This window comes from Synechococcus sp. Nb3U1 (genome assembly GCF_021533835.1).
GTDB lineage: Bacteria > Cyanobacteriota > Cyanobacteriia > Thermostichales > Thermostichaceae > Thermostichus.
In genome coordinates this window covers 458852-476306 of the sequence record NZ_JAKFYQ010000001.1, presented here as the reverse complement: position 1 = coordinate 476306, position 17455 = coordinate 458852, and the positions used below count along the sequence as shown (strand labels likewise).

The window sequence follows — 17455 nt, the reverse complement described above, 5'->3', positions numbered from 1 at the left end:
CTTGCTCATTGCTTGTTGAACTGGATTTCTGTCTGCACTTATCGCTGGAGCGCTTTTCCTATGTCTGGAGAACCTACCCCGGAAACCTCTGTGCCCGAAGAGGCCGCTGCCCAAAAGCCCTCTCGAGCCAAAGCTGCCAAACCAGCTGCCCCCGAGTCAGATGGTGCTGAAGCAACCCCAAAAGCAGCTGGCAAGAAAGCAGCTAAAGCTAAAGAAGAAAAACCCTTTGAGCAAGAAATCACTGAGGATGTGATCCCAGCTGCGGTGGCTGCTTTTCAAAAACGGGGAGTGGAGGATCTGCAACTGCGCCTAGAGGGAAAAACCTTGCTTGGCTCCTTTGCGGGCGGAAAAAAGCAATTTAGTGTGTTGTTCGCCGAGGGATCCCTCAACGGTCGTAAGTTCTTTCGCTGTGCTACCGAGGGATCCCCAGCCAGCACCATTGAGTCGTTCATGATCGATGAACGGCGGGTGGATGTCAATCTGCTGGTGTTTTACCTGGTACAGCGGCTTTATGCCCAGCAGTGGTATTGAAGTAGTGTTGAACAAAATTCGCTGCATTCTACTAACCTCGCGTTAGCACGTTGCTGTTGAGGTAAGGAAGGCAGTCTCTGCTTTCACTACAACTGCCAACAGTCTTTCGGGTAATCGTTCTAACTCTGCTCTTCCATGCGTTGCCTAAGCGCAGTCAAAGTTGCGCCTCCTGTGCTCACAACCCTGTAACCCCGCTTTCAGAAAACAAGCTTCCAGTCATTCGACATAAACCGCAGAGATCAACGAGCGCGGAGTCAAGGTCAACCCAACCCAATGGAACCGAAATAGCCAAACTTCAGGATCTGTATCTCGCAAGTTTTCCGTGAGAAACTCCCCAAAAGGCTGACCTGAGGGCAAAAGTTGTAGTCATGCCTACCAAGTAGCAGCGGCGGTGAGGGCTATTCTGTCTACGATGAATAGGTTGCCCCGTCCTGTTTGGAATGGGATCCCGTTATCCTCAGCCTTAGGAATTGTTAGCTATGTCCGCTCCTGTGATTACCCTCAGCCATGTCAGCAAAGTTTACTCCAATGGCACGGTGGCTTTGCAAGACATGAACATGACCATCCAAGAAGGGCAGTTTGTCAGCTTGGTAGGGCCATCCGGTTGTGGCAAAAGTACGGTGCTGCGGCTGATCGCGGGTCTGGGGGGTATGACCACAGGCTCCATCGAATGGGGTCAATCCTTGACGGAGAACCCCAAGCTGGCTTTTGTCTTCCAAGAACCAGCTCTCATGCCTTGGGCAACAGTGATGGACAATGTGCGGCTTCCCCTCAAGCTGGCGGGTGAACCCAAGCAAAAGGCCGACCAAGATGTGTTGGAATCGTTGCAACTGGTGAGTTTACGGGGGTTTGAGCGCAGTTTTCCACGGGAGTTATCGGGTGGGATGCGGATGCGGGTTTCCATTGCCCGAGCGCTGGTCACCAAACCCCAAGTGCTGTTGATGGATGAACCGTTTGGGGCCTTGGATGAGATCACCCGCAGCAAATTAAACAGTGATGTACTGGAACTATGGCAAGCAAAACGCTGGACGGTGATCTTTGTCACCCACAACATTTATGAGGCAGTTTACCTCTCCAATCGAGTGGTGGTGATGGCAGCTCGCCCAGGTCGGGTGGTGGCCGATATCCCCATCGATGCGCCCTATCCCCGCTCGGAGGAGTTTCGCACCTCACCCCTCTACAACGACTACTGCCGCGAAGTTTCGGCCCGTTTGCAAGAAGCCATGCACGGTACCGCTCAGGATCATCACCTGCGCCCTCTCTCAGCTGGACGTTCCCGCTAACGGGATCCCTTGTTTATTTACTTTGTTTTCTGTTGTTTAGCGCCCTTTCACCCCCAAACCCCACGATGATGTTCGACCGTTTCACCCCAATTCTGACCAGGCTGCACCGCTGGCTGGGATCCCTTTTGGGCGTAGCTGAGGACTTTCCCCTGCACTTGCCGGATTGGGATCTGCCCAAACTGGCCGGTACGGTTGGAGAAAAACTCAGACCCCCACAGACAGATACTGCCTCTGTGAAGAGTACTCCCGTGATATCACCCACAGGGCTGAACCTGCGCAAATGGTTCAATCTGGATATCATTGCCCCAGTGATCGTCGGGATCCTCTTCTTGGTGGGCTGGGAAGTGGCGGTGCGAGTGACGGGAATGCCCCACTACCTGTTGCCAGGGCCGATTTTGGTGGTGCAAACTCTGTTTCAAGAATGGGGAACGCTTTTCCCTTCCCTGCTGATCACGCTGCAAATTACGGTGGTGGCCTTCTTTTGTGCCACGATATCGGGGCTTTTAATCTCGATTTTGTTTACCCAAAGCAAGTGGATTGAGCGCAGCTTTTTCCCTTATGCGGTGATTTTGCAGACCATGCCAATTGTCTCGATCGCGCCGCTGATCATCATTTGGTTACGTAACAACACTTTTGCTGCCATGGTAGTTTGCGCCTGGATTGTGGCCTTTTTCCCGATTATTTCCAATACCACCCTGGGCCTAAATAGCGCCGACCACAATTTGCTGAACCTGTTCCAGCTTTATAAAGCCAATCGTTGGCAAACCCTGATCTATCTGCGTTTGCCTAGTGCTATGCCCTACTTTATGGGAGGGTTGCGCATCAGTGGTGGTTTGTCTTTGATTGGGGCTGTGGTGGCTGAGTTTGTTGCCGGTACGGGTGGCCAACGGGCCGGGATCGCCTACCAAATTTTGATTTCCAGCTTTAATTTGCAGGTGCCCCGAATGTTTGCGGCCCTGATCATGGTCACCAGCTTGGGGATCTTGATCTTTGTTTCCATGAGTGCTTTATCCGACAAGATGTTGGGCAAGTGGCATGAGAGCGCCATGCGTCGAGAAAACTGAGGGCACTCCCCTAGGTAGGCGTGGAACCCACTGCCGAGCAAGCTCAAGAACTTTACAGGTGAATAGAAATCGGCGAAATCGGCGGAAGCTTCGGAGCTACCTCAGGGGGATGAACTCGGTGCGGGAGATGATCTGCTGACCTGCATCAGAGGCGGCGTAGTTGATGAAATTGGCCACAGCAGGGCTGGTTTGCTGAGGTACGGCTAGGAACACACTGCGGGACAAAGGGTAGCTGCCCCTTTGGATGGCCTCGCGGGTGGGCATCTGGCCATCGATGGGCACAATCCGCACCGTTTGCTGATTTTCCACTTGGTCTACAGTGCTGTAAGTAATGCCATCTTCACCGAGAGCACGCAAAAGCGGTGTGGTAGCATCTTCACTAGCAGTGGTGAAATTCGGCCCATCCGGGGCAAAAGATAACCCCAACAAAACCAAATCTTGGAAAACGGTATAGGTGCCGCTCTGGCGGGCCCGGTTAAGAACGCGAATGGGGCGGTTCGGCCCACCCACTTGGCTCCAATTGGTGATGCGCCCCTGAAAAATATCCGCTAGCTGCTGCAGCGTCAGGCCGCCTTTGTAAGGGTTATTGATACTCACTGCCACCGCCAGCGCATCTTTGGCAATCGGGATGGCTTGTATACCGGCTTGAACTTCAGTGGCATTCAGCGGGCGAGAGGTAGCAGCAAGCTGAATTTGGCCATTCATGAGAGCCTGCATGCCAGCATTGGATCCATTCGGTTTACCATCCGGGATCCCGTAGGTGATGGGAATACTGGGGTTCCTTTGGGTATAGCCGGCTCGCAAAGCCAAGACAATGCGAACCATGGTGACGCTGCCATCCATCTGGATCACGGCCGGGTTTGGCAAGGAGGTATCCAAATTGATGGGGTTCGCCGGTGCATTGGGAACTTGGGCTTGAGGTTGAGTTGGTGTTGTTTTTTGTAACTGGGTCGGTTGAGTGGCAGGGATCCCTGCCTGAGTAGGTGTAGACTCAGTCTTAGAAGGATTGAGTTGGGCATTCAGCAGGCCAGAGCTATACGCATACCAGCCGCCACCCCCCAGCAAACCCAGCAAGAGAATATAGACAATTGGAGGTGGGCCGGAACGTTGAGCAGTCATGGGATCCCCCTACGGCAATGTAGACCTTTTCTCCTCTGTTGTACCAATCGGTCGCGTCGATCTGGTCAAGCGGTAGGTTAAGGCAGATCCGGTTGCAGCAGCAGCATGATCTCCTCACACCAAGCTAACCAAGATTCCTCAAAACGGATCCCTTTGCGGAGGGTGGCGTACTGAAAACGGTAGTGTCGCGGCAAAGTTTTGGGATCGGCAAAGTATTGCTCTTCGATGCGGCGGTAAATGGCCAGTCGCTCCAGATGTTGCCCCCGTTGTTGTTCGAGTAGGGCTTTGAAAGCAGGCCAATCCACCAAGTGCCCGACGAAGGTTTTCACCAGCAGCTCATCCCGTGTCGGGGAGGCTGCCCCTGGTTCCATAATCCACTGGCGCAGGTAATTCAGCCCTTTGGGGGTGACCCGGTAAATCTTTTTGTCCGGTCGGTGAGTTTGGCGGATCACCTCCGATTGCAATAGGCCCATCTCCTCCAGTTTGCTCAGCTCCCGATAGATCTGCTGGTGGCTAGCTTGCCAAAAAAAACCAACAGAGCCATCGAACCGTTTGGTCAGGTCGTAACCGCTGCAGGGTTCTTCCTGTAAGGCTGCCAAAATTGCGTGGGTTAAGGCCAAGGGATCCCTCTTGACGTATGCAACTGGGTGTATATACATTCTAGTTATGCACTCAGTTGCATAAGCAGACGAACATCGAGATTTCAGATGGTTTGGGTCTGGGTAGGGGTGCTAGGTAGAGCAGGGCTGAGGTTAAACAGGAGGGCGTATGCAGGATTCGATACCTCTAAGTGAGTTGAAGAACATTGGCCCAACCGTTGCCAAGCGCTTGGCAGAAGTGGGGGTAAAAACGGTGGGGGATCTCAAGTCGGTTGGGGTGGCCAATACCTACAAGCGGGTCAGAGCCAACCATCCTGAAGTGACTATCCCGGTTTGCTACTACCTTTACTCTTTGCAGGGAGCCTTGGACGGCGTGCATTGGGATGACTTGCCTTCAGAAGTCAAAGCTAAGTTGCTGGCAGAAACAAGCTTTAAGGATTAGCGAAGGGGATCCCTTTTTGAATAGGCAGAAGGCCCAAACCTTTTGATTCATTATTCTCTATGGAGACCCAATCATGACGGACTATTCTCAAGCGGACGTAGAGCGAATTTTAACCCGTGCCCTATCCCAACGTGCCCAAACAGAAACCTTTACGGCGCAAGACCTGCAAGAAATGGCTTTTGAACTGGGAATTTCTCAAGACATTTTGGAACAAGCCATTCACACTGACCACCCCCTAGAGCCGACTGCGCCGCCTAAACCGCAGTTGGATGAAAAGCACCGTAAACATCGAGCAAAAATTCGACAAATTGGGATCCAATACTTGATGACTGGTATTTTTTTGGTCTTGATTAACCTGTTCACGGCAGGGCGGATAACCTGGGCCATTTTCCCCATTTTGGGCATGGGATTAGGGTGGGGACTGAAAGCCACAACTCCGGTAGAGGAATTGAAAATTGGGTGTAAAAAAGGGGGGGTTAGCTGCTAACGTAATTTGTTAATCCCTATCTGCTTAGCACTATGTTTCGGATCCCGGCCTTACCCTACGACTATGAGGTTCCTAGCCTGTCTCAGTTGGCTTTGGTGATCATCGATATGCAACGGGACTTTCTCGAGCCAGGAGGATTTGGAGAGATCTTAGGCAATGATGTCGTACACCTGGGAGCGATTGTGCCTACCCTCAAGGGGTTGCTGGACTTCTTCCGACAAAAGGGGCTGACAGTCATCCACACCCTGGAATGTCATCAGCCGGATCTCTCTGATTGTCCCATCAGCAAACGGAGGCGCGGTAAGGCTTTGGGGCACAAAGGATCCCTGACGATCGGAGATGCAGGCCCCATGGGGCGGATCTTAATCCGAGGAGAAGAGGGCAACGAGATTATTCCAGAGCTGGCTCCAATTGAGGGGGAAATTGTCATTCACAAGCCTGGCAAGGGGGCCTTCTACGCGACCAAGCTGCAAGACATTTTGCAGAAACAAGGGATCACCCATCTGTTATTCACCGGAGTCACCACAGAAGTCTGTGTGCAAACCACCATGCGGGAAGCCAATGATCGGGGCTACGAATGTCTGATGGTAGAAGATTGCACCGCCAGTTATTTCCCGCAATTTAAGCAATCTACCCTAGAAATGATTCGGGCGCAGGGAGGCATCGTGGGTTGGACGACCTCTGCGCAGGAAATTCAGAGGGCATTAGGTCCAAACGATTAGACTCCGCCGCACTCACCTGTGAAGCAACATGTTACGATTCAATTCTGAAAGGGAGTAGTCTGGCGGTTCGCCGCACTCTGTATCGACATACTGGCCACAATGGCCCGGTGCAGAAGACAGAACCAACTTAGTTTGGCGTTCTGGTGACGAGACTTTCACTGAGTTTACGCAGGGGTGAGCTTGGTGAGTCTGTCTGACTTCTCCGGCCTCGCTCCGATGTGTGACCCCTTCTGCACACAAGAGAGGTTGGAGGCAACAAGATGTGGGCTGGTTTTGTGGCGAGTTTGCTGCTGGTGACAGTAGCGGAGTTTGGGGATAAAACCTTTTTCACCCCCCTGATTCTAGCCATGCGACATCCCCGCCGCTGGGTTTTTCTGGGGGCATGGGCGGCTTTGGCCGTGATGACGGTGCTGGCGGTGGCAGTGGGCCAGTTGTTGTTCAGCTTGTTTCCGGCCACTTGGGTGCAGATCCTCTCCACCGGGGTGTTTTTGGCTTTTGGGCTGAAAATGCTCTCGCAAGCCCACCAAATGACTCCCCAACATGAAATGGAAGAGGAGGAAGAAGCCCTAAAGCTCGTGGAGCAGGCAGAAGAAAAGGGGGCAGGTCGAGGCGGGGCTTGGGCAGTTGTTTCCGAAGCCTTTACCCTGACGGCGGTGGCGGAGCTCGGAGACAAAACCCAAGTGGCTACGATTTCTTTGGCCGCGGCCCATCCGGGATTCAGTGTATTGGCAGGGGCAACCCTTGGACATGGCCTGATGGTGGGGGTTGCTGTGCTAGGAGGTCGATTCTTGGCAAATCACATTTCTGAACGGGCGATCCACTGGATTGGGGGATCCTTATTCCTGGGCTTTGCTCTGTTGACCGGTTGGGAACTGCTCAGCTAAGGCTCCAAGCCCAATGCAAAGGGAGCCCTATCCAAATTCTTGTTCGATAATGCGCCAACTGGCGGCGAGCACTCCCGGTTCTAAGCTCAGACGGCTAACGATCACTTCTAGAGACTGATCATCGCGGGTTTGGGTAACCATTTCCGCTTCTACCTTGACAAGATCCGGTTTCTCCTCCAGGTCTTCGCTGTGGAGGGCCCGCAACTTCAGATGGCTAGGAGCCAAGGCCTGTAGCAATAGGGCGCGGATATGAGCTTCTTCCAGGCTTTTGCAAGTAAATGAACACTCGTAGACCAGTTCTAACTCAGTACCTTTGAGGGGCTGCTGGTTAATGCGGTAGCCAAGAGGCCGCAGCAGAATGTTGGAGATCAACACCGCTCCAGTTCCAATCGCTGCCTGTAGAATATACCCTGCTCCAGAAAATGCCCCCACCGCTGCAGCACACCAGATGGTGGCGGCAGTATTCAACCCGCGCACACTGGCGCCTTCCTTAAGAATGACTCCTCCCGCCAGGAAACCAATACCCGATACCACTTGGGCCGCAATCCGGGTGGGGCTGCCTTCATCCGGGGTGAGAACCGAGAGCATGACAAACAAAGCTGCACCTGTCGCTACCAGGGTATTGGTGCGTAAGCCGGCCATGCGTTGTCGCCACTGCCGCTCCAAGCCGATCAGGGATCCCAGGGCAAAGGCGACCCCTAAACGAATGGAGAAATCCAGCCAAGACAGGGGCATAACAAAGCTCTCTATGTCAGGATTCTTGCATCGCGATCCTATCGTCGTCATCTCGATGACTAACCATGCTTGAGCTTTTCTTTAGGATGAGAGCCCGAAATTCATGTGCTACCATTAGCTTAGAGCTCTGAATCTAGAGATATCAATAAAGAAGGCATTTCTCGTGTAGCCTGTTCAACGTGTTTACAGCCTTTCCAACTTTATGTGCGCCACAAAGTGAAGAAATTCTTGAGAAATTCTTGTCAGATAAAGGGTTGGCCTACATCGGTCGTAGTATGTATTACTGGAAAAGGCTGTAACCGTGGTTAACTTTTTAGTGGTTAACTTTTTATCTGTTTCCTTCCATCCCAGAGACATGATTCACGAAACCCCGATCTGTCTTTCGAATGGATGCTTCTATCGATTTCTCCACCTTCTACATGCATTCAGATTCTGAGGATCCCATCCAGACTTCGCCTCGTCTGCTGGTTTCCTATCTGCCGTTTTTGTTCGGTCTTGTGGATGATGTTCTCATCGTTGGCCTATCCCGTTTAGGATGCCAGATAGAGTGGATGAAAGCTCTAACCCCGATTGTGATGGCTTGTACGATAATCTATCTCCTGCTTCAAGTCTATCTGCACGGGATCCCAGCCTTGTTTCACCTCGTGCGTCGGTTGAATCTTCACGGTGTAGTCACATCGGCAAGTCTGTCCCACAGATCAGAACTGGGCAGAACTAGGGCATTCGAATGACGATTATGACGTGAGACTTGATGGGAGTGGATCTCACATCTAATCCATAACCATCTAATCCATAACATATTGGCATTCGGGATCCTGATCCGAATCGAGATTCCGCGTTGAAGTCACTGCCATATTCACCCTTTACCATACCCTCTGGGTTCAGAGCTAGAAGGGCTAATTTGGGCACTCTTGATGTACTGATAGAAAGCCAATGTTAGAACAAAAGGGATCCCAGTCTGACTGCTCTAATGCTTACCTCGTCTCCCCTAACCCTTCGCATTCCGCCCCTAGAAAATGGGGATCGGCTAACTCGTACTGAGTTTGAACAGCGGTATGAGGCTATGCCTGAGCTCAAGAAAGCGGAACTGATCGAGGGAGTGGTTTATATCATGGGATCCCCCCTGCGAATCATGAGCCACGGTCAACCTCACGGCCAGATCATGACGTGGCTTGGCACTTACAACGCCTACACTCCTGGCTTGATTTTGGGCGACACCCCAACCGTACGGCTGGATCCCGATAATGAACCTCAGCCAGATGTGGTGCTCTTTCTGCCTGGCAGGGGAGCTATCGTCAGTGAAGATGACTACATCGAGGGATCCCCAGACCTCATTGTGGAAATTGCAGCGAGTAGTGCCTCGATTGATCTGCACGATAAAAAACGGGCCTATCGCCGCAATGGGATCCAAGACTACATTGTCTGGCGCACCCTAGAGCAGCAGCTAGACTGGTTTTGTCTAAAAGCAGATGATTATCAAGTCCAAATCCCAGATGAACAAGGGATCCTTCGTAGTCAAGCCTTTCCTGGATTGTGGTTGGATCCGGTGGCTCTATTGACTGGAGATATGCCCAAGGTCTTGTCGGTGTTACAACAGGGTTTAGGCTCAGCCGAACATCAGACATTCATACAGCAGATCTCTTCAAGTGGGGAGCCTACCTAGCCTACCTAAAGAAGACCTCCCCCATCCCGGATCTCTTGGGCTGTCCAATCTACACAATTCCAAAGGCAAAGGAGGTGTCGATACTGCGGATCAAGGCTGATGATAAGAATACTTTGCACTCAAATACATTTACCCTGCAGAAAGAACGCCCCGACAGCTTTCAATTCTGTATCTATAGGAACGTTCCTTCCGCAAGGCCAATCCAAACTGTGTCGTAAGATCACCCATTCATCATTTCAGCATCGAATCACTCAAGTGATGATGCTCACCTCTCCTGTATCCAAGTCATAATAGGCTCCCACGATTTTAATCTCATTTTTCTGTACCAACTCGGAGATTAGTACAGAGCTATACAAGGCTTCAACTTGATTTTTCACATTCAGTTTAATGGCCTCTTCTACATCATCTGGAATGGGAGCTTTCGCAGACTGCTCCTGGATGGTTTTTACAGCAGGCTCTATGTAGGGCACTAGAGAAGCAATATCATTTTGAGTTGCAGGTAATTCTTGCCGCCCAAATACGGCAGCAATTGCTCCACAACGCTCATGTCCTAATACCATTATCAAACGGGATCCCAAAACTGCCGTCCCAAATTCCAGACTACCTAGAGCCTCTTTTGTAAGAACATTTCCTGCTACACGGCAGACGAAGCAGTCTCCCAAGCCTTGATCAAACAAAATTTCAACTGGGACGCGAGAATCAGCGCAACTTAAGAACGCTGCAAAAGGAAATTGATCTGCTGCTACATCTCTGATCGCAGATACTCCTTGGCGAGGATGAAGGGTCTCTCCAGAGACAAAACGCTTATTTCCTTCCATCAACAGACTTAATGCCTCATCAGGCGTAAGCTGATCGCTAGGCTTGCGACTTGGTTGAGCAAAGAGGGGGGATCTGCTTATAACTGCCATGCCCAATCCCAAGGCCCCTACAGTTTTGAGAAGAGAACGTCGCCCCACAAATCCAAATGTTTGAGTCATGTTTGTTGCCTCTCAGAATGAATCTCTCAGAATGGATAAACGACCAAGAGTGAACTCTTTAAAGATTCGAACAGCAAAATCGTATCTAGGCTAGATTTTTGAATTTGAGACTGTCTAAATACGCTTTTGTATTGTTCGGATCAAATTTTGCGCCATCAAAGAAGGTTTCAACACCACGAGAAGTACTGGATGGAATATCAGCCTCAGCTACACCCAACTCCTTGGCAGCTTCACGCCAGATATCTTCTCAGTTTACCTTGTTCACAATGGCCTGGAGGTCAGTATTAGCAGGTAAATATCCCCAGCGGACATTTTCTACTAAGAACCATAAATCATGACTCTTGTAAGGGTAAGATACGCTGCCTCGATCATCTTTCCAGAACAATGGCCCCATCATCTTATCTTTAATATCTGGTCGGCCATCACCCATAATATATCGACCTTCAAACGGGGGAGTAAGAATCTCTGGCGGGACATTCAAATAATTGCGCTTGGAAAGGATTTCGATTGCTTCAGGACGATTACTGTCTTGGTCTAGCCACTGTTGAGCTTCCATAATGGCCTTCAAAAGAGCTTTTGTCGCTGTAGGGTTTTTGTCCACCCAATCAGCACGAATCGCTAAATATTCTTCTGGATGATCTGGCCACAACTGAGCCGTCAAGGCTGCCATGAAACCAATGTTTTCTGCAGAAATTCGATAGGGCCATGGATCCCCAGTGCTGAACCCATCCATGATCCCCGTCTGCATGTTAGCTACTGTTTGGGCAGGAGGGACTACAATCAGCTTTACATCGTCTGGATTAATATCACTACCCGCTAACCATAGCCGAATCCACAACTCTTGATTGGCTCGGGGAAAAGTAAAAGCCGCTGTGAATGGAGTACCTTTGGACTTCAATTCTGCAATGTATTGAACAGCTTTAGAGGCATTGACATCAAGACCTTTCCTCAAGTGCTTACCAGCAATGGCAATACCATTTCCATGGGTTGAAGTTTGCAGCAAAACATACATCGGAATTTTGGTGTTTTCCTTCGTAATCACGCCCTCCGTGATGAGGTGAGGCATGGGCATTTGCCATTGACCACCGTCGATACCACCACCAGCGGAACCAATTTCTACGTTATCCCGAGCGGCTGCCCAAGAAGCTTGCTTCAGAACTTCCACATCTGGCATTCCATGTTTGGTAAACAGCCCCTTTTCTTTGGCAATGATGAGTGGCGCTGCCTCTAGAATAGGCAAATAGCCCAGTCGAATACCAGTAGTTTCTGGGCCGCTAGCCTGAGCTACATAGTAACCTTGTCCCCGTTTAGGGTTTGCTAGAACGGCTCCAGCTGCTCCTAGAGCTGCTGCACCAGAAGATACGAGAAATTACCGACGTGGAATCCGCATCATGGTCATAATACTCCTTGTGAAATCTTGACAGGTGACTTCGCAACATTACACAGCAGGCACACCAGCAAATTCCAACAAATGTCGGTAAGCCTTATCGCGCTGCAACACTATTTAGAAACTCAGTTAGGTAAAGAAAAATTTCTACCTAATGTCTTATCGCAAAAGATATATAGAGTATAGTATTTCTTTATTATTAGAATGATAGGTTTTAGTCTATAATTTAGAATTATTTTGACACTACGGATAAGTTTGGCGGAGATGTTCTCTGAGCAGAAGTCCAGTCGCTTAGCCTCTGTTTTTGTCATCAGTACCGATTTTCCTGCAGAGAGACAAGGACTATGGCGTGATCACTCAAGTCATTGGTTTACAGTGGGAGCTGCATCCTGTAGGCAAACGGCTCCTCCTTGTACGTTCAACAAAGGGTTCTTGAGTCTAACCCCGCAGGCGACCGGAACGCAGAATACTGATGATCAGCCAAAGGCCGAGCACACTGGCCACCGCAAAGAGCAGCTCGCTCAACCAAAAAACTTGAAATCGTTGGGTTTGGGCAGAAATAATGGCCGCCCCGATGATCAAAGAACCCACCACAATGCTGTAGGAAAGGCGATTGGCAGAATTATCCAGGCTGCTGCGGATCCCGTCTAGCTCTCGCATGCTCAGGTTCCAGCGTTGGGTTTCAGAGGTGATACGGCTGAGGAGTAACTCCACCTGACGGGGTGACTGCAAAGACAGATTCTTCAAATCCAGCGCCGTGCGCAACAATGAGGGCAACGGGGCTTCTCCCACCAACTGGGCCCGGAAGACATCGGCCATCAAGGGGCGAATCTGCTCCGGCAAGTTGTAGTCAGGGGTTAACTGGCGGGCGATCCCTTCTAGGTTGGCCAATGCTTTAGCACAGAGGCCCAAATTGCCTGGGATCCGAATGTGGTTCCGCCGGGCCGCCTGCAGTACCTCGTAGAAGAGCTGGCTAAAATCCAACTCTGACACGCTCAGGGTGTAGTACTGCCGCAACAGGCGCTCGTAGTCGTTTTGCAATTGGGCCAAGTTAACCGGCTGGTCTGGGGGGGCCAACTCCAAGGTCAGTTCCCCACAGCGTTGGGCATCCAAACTTACAATCGAGAGGATCATCTCCAACAGAATTTGCTGAGTGCGGGGATCCAGCCGCCCAATCATGCCACAGTCCAGGAGCGCTATCCGACCAGATCCCAGATAAAACAGATTACCGGGGTGGGGATCGGCGTGGAAATAGCCATCAATACAGATCTGCTGAAAAAAAGCACGGGTTAACATGCGGGCCATTTTGCGGGGATCCCCGTCGCTGCGATCCGCCTCCAGCAGCGGTTGACCGTCGATCCACTCCATCGCCAACACTTTCGGAGTGGTGAGGGGCCAGTGAATTTGGGGTACGACCAGCTGTGTTGAGTCAAACCAGCGGCTACCTTGCAAATGTTGCCGCAACTGATCGGTATGGTGGGCTTCTTGGGTGAAATCTAATTCCGCTTGAATGGCCCGACAGAACTCATCCGCCAAAGAAACCACATCCGCCAGCTTGCCAAATTCCGTTTGGGCCACCAGCTCAGCGATACTCCGAATCAAGCGGGTATCCCGTTCCACCACTGCTTCCAACCCAGGCCGCTGGATTTTTAGGGCCACCCATTCTCCACTGCTCAAACAGGCGCGATGGGTTTGGGCGATGGAGCCAGCAGCCACAGATTCCGTTTCAATGCTGCTGAAAACCTGCTCTAGAGGTTGGCGCAACTGCTGGCGCAGGAGCATTTCTACCGCGCTCCAGGGCACAGGGGGCACATTGGCTTGCAGGGTACTGAGGGCTTCAATATAGTCACGCGGCAACAGATCCGGGCGTGTGCTCAACAGCTGGCCCAGCTTGACATAAACCGGCCCCAAGTCCACCAAGATATTACGCAGCACCATGGGAGGGGGCAGTTGGGGTTCCCCAGCTTTCCCGAAAGAGAGCAAGCGCCGCATGTAATCCCAGCCATGGCGCAAGACTACCTCCAGAATCTCGGCCTGACGCGCCCCACTTTGGGCCAGACGAGCGAACACCACAGCCTTTCTCCCGTGTACGGATGGTATCGAACCATTCTGTAAATCTATAAAAAGGGAATCGGGGCTGCCTTGCGCGTGCCATCCCAACCTGTTTCCAGCCCTTCCCGCAGCACCCGCAGTACCTCATCGGTATCGGCATTGGGATCTGCGAACGAAAAGACGTGCTTAAAGCGCAGTTTGCCCGTTTGGTCGAGCACAAATTGTCCCGGCAGCGGTGCCCCCAGTGCCTGACCGACACCATACAGTCGGAAGGTGGTGCAGTCGGGATCCACCAGCAGCGGATAGGGCAGCTGCAGATCGGTTTGGATTTGTTCACTCTGGATCGGATCGGTGCTGGTGATCATCAGTAGTTCCGCCCCCAGCGCTTGAATCTCGGCATAGCGAGCTTTCAGATCCTGAATGTGGGGGTAGCAGAAGGGACAGAAGAGTTTTTCTGTGAAAATGCGGGTAAAGGCCAGGACCACAGGCTTCTGGCCGCGGTAGTCCGATAGGCGCACGGGATCCCCTTGCACCCGCGGCAGCTCAAAATCAGGGGTCAGTTGGCCGATCTCTAGGCTGTTGTTGGCCGGTTGGGGAATGAAGTTATCGGCAAAACGACGATTAAATAATCCGGTGTTGCTGGTCATTGCAGCCCGTCACATTTCTTTACTACTCGGCTCCAGCCTAACCCAAAGACTCCGCCACCGCCTTCAGCCGTCGTAGCTGTGCCCGCATATCCTGCTGCGTCAGGCCTGCCGCCAACAGGTGAAACCCCGCCGCCACCCAGGGATTGGGAATGTGAAACTCAAACCGATTGATCAACAAAGTTCCTCCCGATTCGGGCCAACATTCCCAGCGATCGGTTCCTGTGAAAAATCCCTCAAACTGCCACTGCACCAACCCTACGGCCCGCTCTGTGATCACGCAGTCCAACTGCGGGGAAACCCACGGAATCCGCATCCGAAAGCAGTAGCGGCTGCCCAACTTGGCTGCCGGGGATCCAACGGCCTCACACTGCAACAGTGGGTTGAGCCAGCGTTTCATCACGTCTAAGTCTGTGATGCAGCGATCCACCTGGGGGATGGGGGCGGCAATTGGAATGGATTGTGTGTAGAGGGGCATCTTCTAGGGAAGGGGAGAAGGTGCAGTTTTACTCCAGCCTTTCACAGGGGAGCCATCGCCTTGGGTACCATAGTCTCCTGCCGGTACAGTGCTGAGCAAGATCAGGATATCCCGTTGCTCGATTTGGTCTGGCCCTTGGCGCGGGGATCCCACCTGGATCACCACCTGTTGTGGCATCTGCTGCGAGCGCTGGGGAGACTCAAAAACTAAGGTGCGGATCCCGTCCGGCTGCTCAACATCGGAGAGGATCTCCCAGCCCCGACCCCAAAGACCACGGCGATAGTAGGTGCTGATCTCTTGCATAGGGAGAGCCGTTTGCAAAATTAAGGAGGTCATACCCCCCTCGCGATCCCAAATCTGTCCGGAAGAAACCACAGAGGCCTGCGGCAGTTGCAAATGAGCCGGGAACTGGGCGGGGAGGGCGCGAGCATCCCCCAGAGAAGCCTCAAAACGGGTGCCATCTTTACTGATGTGACGGATGGGTCGACGAACGGGATCCTGAAGTTGAGCTTCTGCTGGCGAGATTGGAGCCGGGGCACAGGCAACTAGGGATCCCATGAACCCAACCGCCGCCAGCCCAGCCGCCAGTTGCATCCACGCAGCATAACCGCTTCTATCCATGCAGCTCTTCCATCGGCTCGGGATCCCTAACTGGGTTATACCGGATACCTCCGCCGAACACAAGACCGGTGGGCTACGGAGATCCCCAATCCCCTCCATCTACCAGGCCAAAGCCAAGCCATCCGCTCGCGGCTCCGAGGCGCTGATGAGGGCATCCCCGGCACGGAAGATGATCTGCCCTCGACCAAAGCCGTAGTAATCTTCGGTGAGCATGACCCGCACCTGATGGCCACGCGCCGCCAACTCCTGCACCACCGATTCTGGCACCGTCGCCTCCACCACCACCTGATTGCCCTGTAGGTAGCGCCAGCGGGGGGCATCCAGAGCTGCCTGAGGATTCAAGCCATAGTCCACTCTATTCACTACCACCTGCACATGCCCCTGCGGTTGCATCGCTCCCCCCATCACCCCAAAAGGCCCCAACGGGATCCCATCTTTGGAAAGAAAGGCAGGAATAATCGTGTGATAGGGCCGTTTGCGGGGGCCAACTTGGTTGGGATGCCCAGATTCGAGGGTGAAACCGGTGCCGCGATTGTGCAAGGCAATGCCGGTTCCTGGAACCAGCAAACCACTGCCAAAGCCATCGAAATTGGACTGAATAAACGACACCATCAAGTCCCCATCCACCGCCGCCAGATACACTGTTCCCCCTTGGGGTAGCCCCGGCTGGGCCACCGGGATCGCCTCAGACCGGATCAATCCCCTGCGTTGCTCGGCATACCCTTTATCCAGCATCTGTGCCGGGCTCACCTGCAGATAATCGGGATCTGCCACCTGTCGGTGCACATCTGCAAAGGCCAGTTTCATCGCCTCAATTTGGAGGTGATAGCGCTCACTGGAGTGATAAGGGATCCGGCTCAACTCAAACCCTTCCAAGAGGTTGAGGGCCATCAACGCTGCTATACCCTGCCCATTGGGTGGCATTTCCCAGACGGTATAGCCCCGGTAGTGGGTGCAAATCGGCTCCACCCAGTCCGCTTGATGGGTCTGCAAATCCGATGGCGAGAGGATCCCGCCGGTTGACTCGGAAAAAGCCAGCAGCTTCTGAGCCAGTTCCCCTCGGTAGAAGCTCTCTCCGCCTGTGCGAGCCAGGGTTTCTAGGGTTTGGGCATGTCGGGGGCTGCCCCAGATCTCTCCGGCCCGGGGAGCACGACCCTGTGGGAAAAACACCTCTAGAAAAGGTTGATGACAGGGATCCTGGAGGGGTAAATAGGTCTTCTCAGCCGCCTGCCACAGTTGGGCAATCCGAGGAGAAACCGGAAACCCTTCCTGTGCCAAACGAATGGCGGGCTCAAACAACCGCTCAAAAGGTAGCCGACCCCAGCGCCGATGCAAGGCTTGCCAAGCAGAAACCGCCCCCGGTATGGTCACCGTCAACCAACCTAAGGGTGGGATCCGTTCATAACCCGTAAAGTGTTGGGGAGTCAGGGCCGCCGGGCTGCGACCGGATGCGTTCAAACCATGCAAACGATGGGCCCCATCCCACACTAAGGCAAACGCATCTGAGCCGATGCCATTGGAAGTGGGTTCCACCACCGTTAAAGCAATCGCCATCGCCAGGGCAGCATCCACCGCATTGCCCCCAGCCCAAAACAGTTCCATCCCTGCCATCGCCGCCAAGGGCTGGCTAGTAGCCACCGCACCTCGCCTTCCCATCACCACCCGCCGCTGCGAAGTAAAAGGATAGTGGCTTAGATCCTGGCCCAGGAAGGCGGAAGTCATGCGCAAGTCTTGCCAGAAGGAGGGACTCCGTTCAGTCTAGAAGAT

The 17455-nt window shown here is 52.7% G+C and carries 17 protein-coding genes and 1 pseudogene; 8 read left to right on the top strand and 10 right to left on the bottom strand.

What is annotated here, in order from left to right:
* Positions 1 to 60: 60 nt before the first annotated feature.
* From L1047_RS02245 to L1047_RS02235, 3 genes are all read left to right on the top strand, one after another.
* Positions 61 to 531 carry a DUF2996 domain-containing protein gene (locus L1047_RS02245; protein WP_235277082.1) on the top strand — a complete coding sequence of 157 codons (471 nt, stop codon included), beginning with the start codon at positions 61 to 63 and terminating at the stop codon, positions 529 to 531.
* Between the two features lie 479 nt (positions 532 to 1010).
* Complete coding sequence (locus L1047_RS02240; protein WP_235277081.1) at positions 1011 to 1814, top strand: ABC transporter ATP-binding protein; 804 nt, start codon at positions 1011 to 1013, stop codon at positions 1812 to 1814.
* Positions 1815 to 1846: 32 nt separating this feature from the next.
* The gene (locus L1047_RS02235; RefSeq protein WP_235277080.1) at positions 1847 to 2878 is read left to right on the top strand and encodes an ABC transporter permease; all 1032 of its coding nucleotides are present in this window, start codon (positions 1847 to 1849) and stop codon (positions 2876 to 2878) included.
* 96 nt (positions 2879 to 2974) lie between these two features.
* Here the strand turns inward: L1047_RS02235 and L1047_RS02230 are convergent, their stop codons facing one another.
* Positions 2975 to 3997 (bottom strand): phosphate ABC transporter substrate-binding protein, encoded by a 1023-nt coding sequence (locus L1047_RS02230; RefSeq protein ID WP_235277079.1) that lies wholly within the window; start codon positions 3995 to 3997, stop codon positions 2975 to 2977.
* Between the two features lie 77 nt (positions 3998 to 4074).
* Complete coding sequence (locus L1047_RS02225) at positions 4075 to 4617, bottom strand: PadR family transcriptional regulator (protein ID WP_235277078.1); 543 nt, start codon at positions 4615 to 4617, stop codon at positions 4075 to 4077.
* A 148-nt stretch (positions 4618 to 4765) separates the two neighbouring features.
* On the opposite strand from L1047_RS02225, the gene L1047_RS02220 reads away from it, so the two are divergent.
* The 4 genes from L1047_RS02220 to L1047_RS02205 all read left to right on the top strand — a co-directional run bounded on the left by L1047_RS02220 (position 4766) and on the right by L1047_RS02205 (position 7131).
* Positions 4766 to 5038 carry a TfoX/Sxy family protein gene (locus L1047_RS02220; RefSeq protein WP_235277077.1) on the top strand — a complete coding sequence of 91 codons (273 nt, stop codon included), beginning with the start codon at positions 4766 to 4768 and terminating at the stop codon, positions 5036 to 5038.
* A gap of 73 nt (positions 5039 to 5111) precedes the next feature.
* Positions 5112 to 5525, top strand: coding sequence for a 2TM domain-containing protein (locus tag L1047_RS02215; RefSeq protein ID WP_235277075.1), 414 nt, complete (start codon positions 5112 to 5114; stop codon positions 5523 to 5525).
* A 32-nt stretch (positions 5526 to 5557) separates the two neighbouring features.
* A complete protein-coding gene (locus L1047_RS02210) occupies positions 5558 to 6247 on the top strand; it encodes a cysteine hydrolase family protein (RefSeq protein ID WP_235277073.1) in 690 nt (229 codons plus the stop codon).
* 260 nt (positions 6248 to 6507) lie between these two features.
* Positions 6508 to 7131, top strand: a complete 624-nt coding sequence (locus L1047_RS02205; protein ID WP_235277072.1) for a TMEM165/GDT1 family protein — start codon at positions 6508 to 6510, stop codon at positions 7129 to 7131.
* Positions 7132 to 7158: 27 nt separating this feature from the next.
* Here L1047_RS02205 and L1047_RS02200 read toward each other — a convergent pair whose 3' ends face one another.
* A complete protein-coding gene (locus L1047_RS02200) occupies positions 7159 to 7860 on the bottom strand; it encodes an MgtC/SapB family protein (RefSeq protein WP_443081698.1) in 702 nt (233 codons plus the stop codon).
* A 976-nt stretch (positions 7861 to 8836) separates the two neighbouring features.
* On the opposite strand from L1047_RS02200, the gene L1047_RS02195 reads away from it, so the two are divergent.
* Positions 8837 to 9529, top strand: coding sequence for a Uma2 family endonuclease (locus tag L1047_RS02195; RefSeq protein ID WP_235277070.1), 693 nt, complete (start codon positions 8837 to 8839; stop codon positions 9527 to 9529).
* A 251-nt stretch (positions 9530 to 9780) separates the two neighbouring features.
* On the opposite strand, the gene L1047_RS02190 is transcribed toward L1047_RS02195, so the two are convergent.
* The 7 genes and pseudogenes from L1047_RS02190 to L1047_RS02160 all read right to left on the bottom strand — a co-directional run bounded on the left by L1047_RS02190 (position 9781) and on the right by L1047_RS02160 (position 17410).
* Complete coding sequence (locus L1047_RS02190; RefSeq protein ID WP_235277069.1) at positions 9781 to 10506, bottom strand: carbonic anhydrase; 726 nt, start codon at positions 10504 to 10506, stop codon at positions 9781 to 9783.
* 85 nt (positions 10507 to 10591) lie between these two features.
* Positions 10592 to 11875: pseudogene (locus tag L1047_RS02185) on the bottom strand (CmpA/NrtA family ABC transporter substrate-binding protein); the annotation flags it as partial.
* A gap of 456 nt (positions 11876 to 12331) precedes the next feature.
* On the bottom strand, positions 12332 to 13966 hold the full coding sequence (locus L1047_RS02180) for an ABC1 kinase family protein (RefSeq protein WP_235277067.1): 1635 nt from the start codon (positions 13964 to 13966) through the stop codon (positions 12332 to 12334).
* Between the two features lie 44 nt (positions 13967 to 14010).
* Positions 14011 to 14592, bottom strand: a complete 582-nt coding sequence (locus L1047_RS02175) for a peroxiredoxin family protein (protein ID WP_235277065.1) — start codon at positions 14590 to 14592, stop codon at positions 14011 to 14013.
* A gap of 37 nt (positions 14593 to 14629) precedes the next feature.
* A complete protein-coding gene (locus L1047_RS02170) occupies positions 14630 to 15067 on the bottom strand; it encodes an SRPBCC family protein (RefSeq protein ID WP_235277064.1) in 438 nt (145 codons plus the stop codon).
* Between the two features lie 3 nt (positions 15068 to 15070).
* Positions 15071 to 15688: a hypothetical protein gene (locus L1047_RS02165; RefSeq protein ID WP_235277062.1), complete on the bottom strand. Its 618-nt coding sequence runs from the start codon at positions 15686 to 15688 to the stop codon at positions 15071 to 15073.
* 99 nt (positions 15689 to 15787) lie between these two features.
* Complete coding sequence (locus tag L1047_RS02160) at positions 15788 to 17410, bottom strand: gamma-glutamyltransferase family protein (protein ID WP_235277060.1); 1623 nt, start codon at positions 17408 to 17410, stop codon at positions 15788 to 15790.
* Positions 17411 to 17455 lie beyond the last annotated feature (45 nt).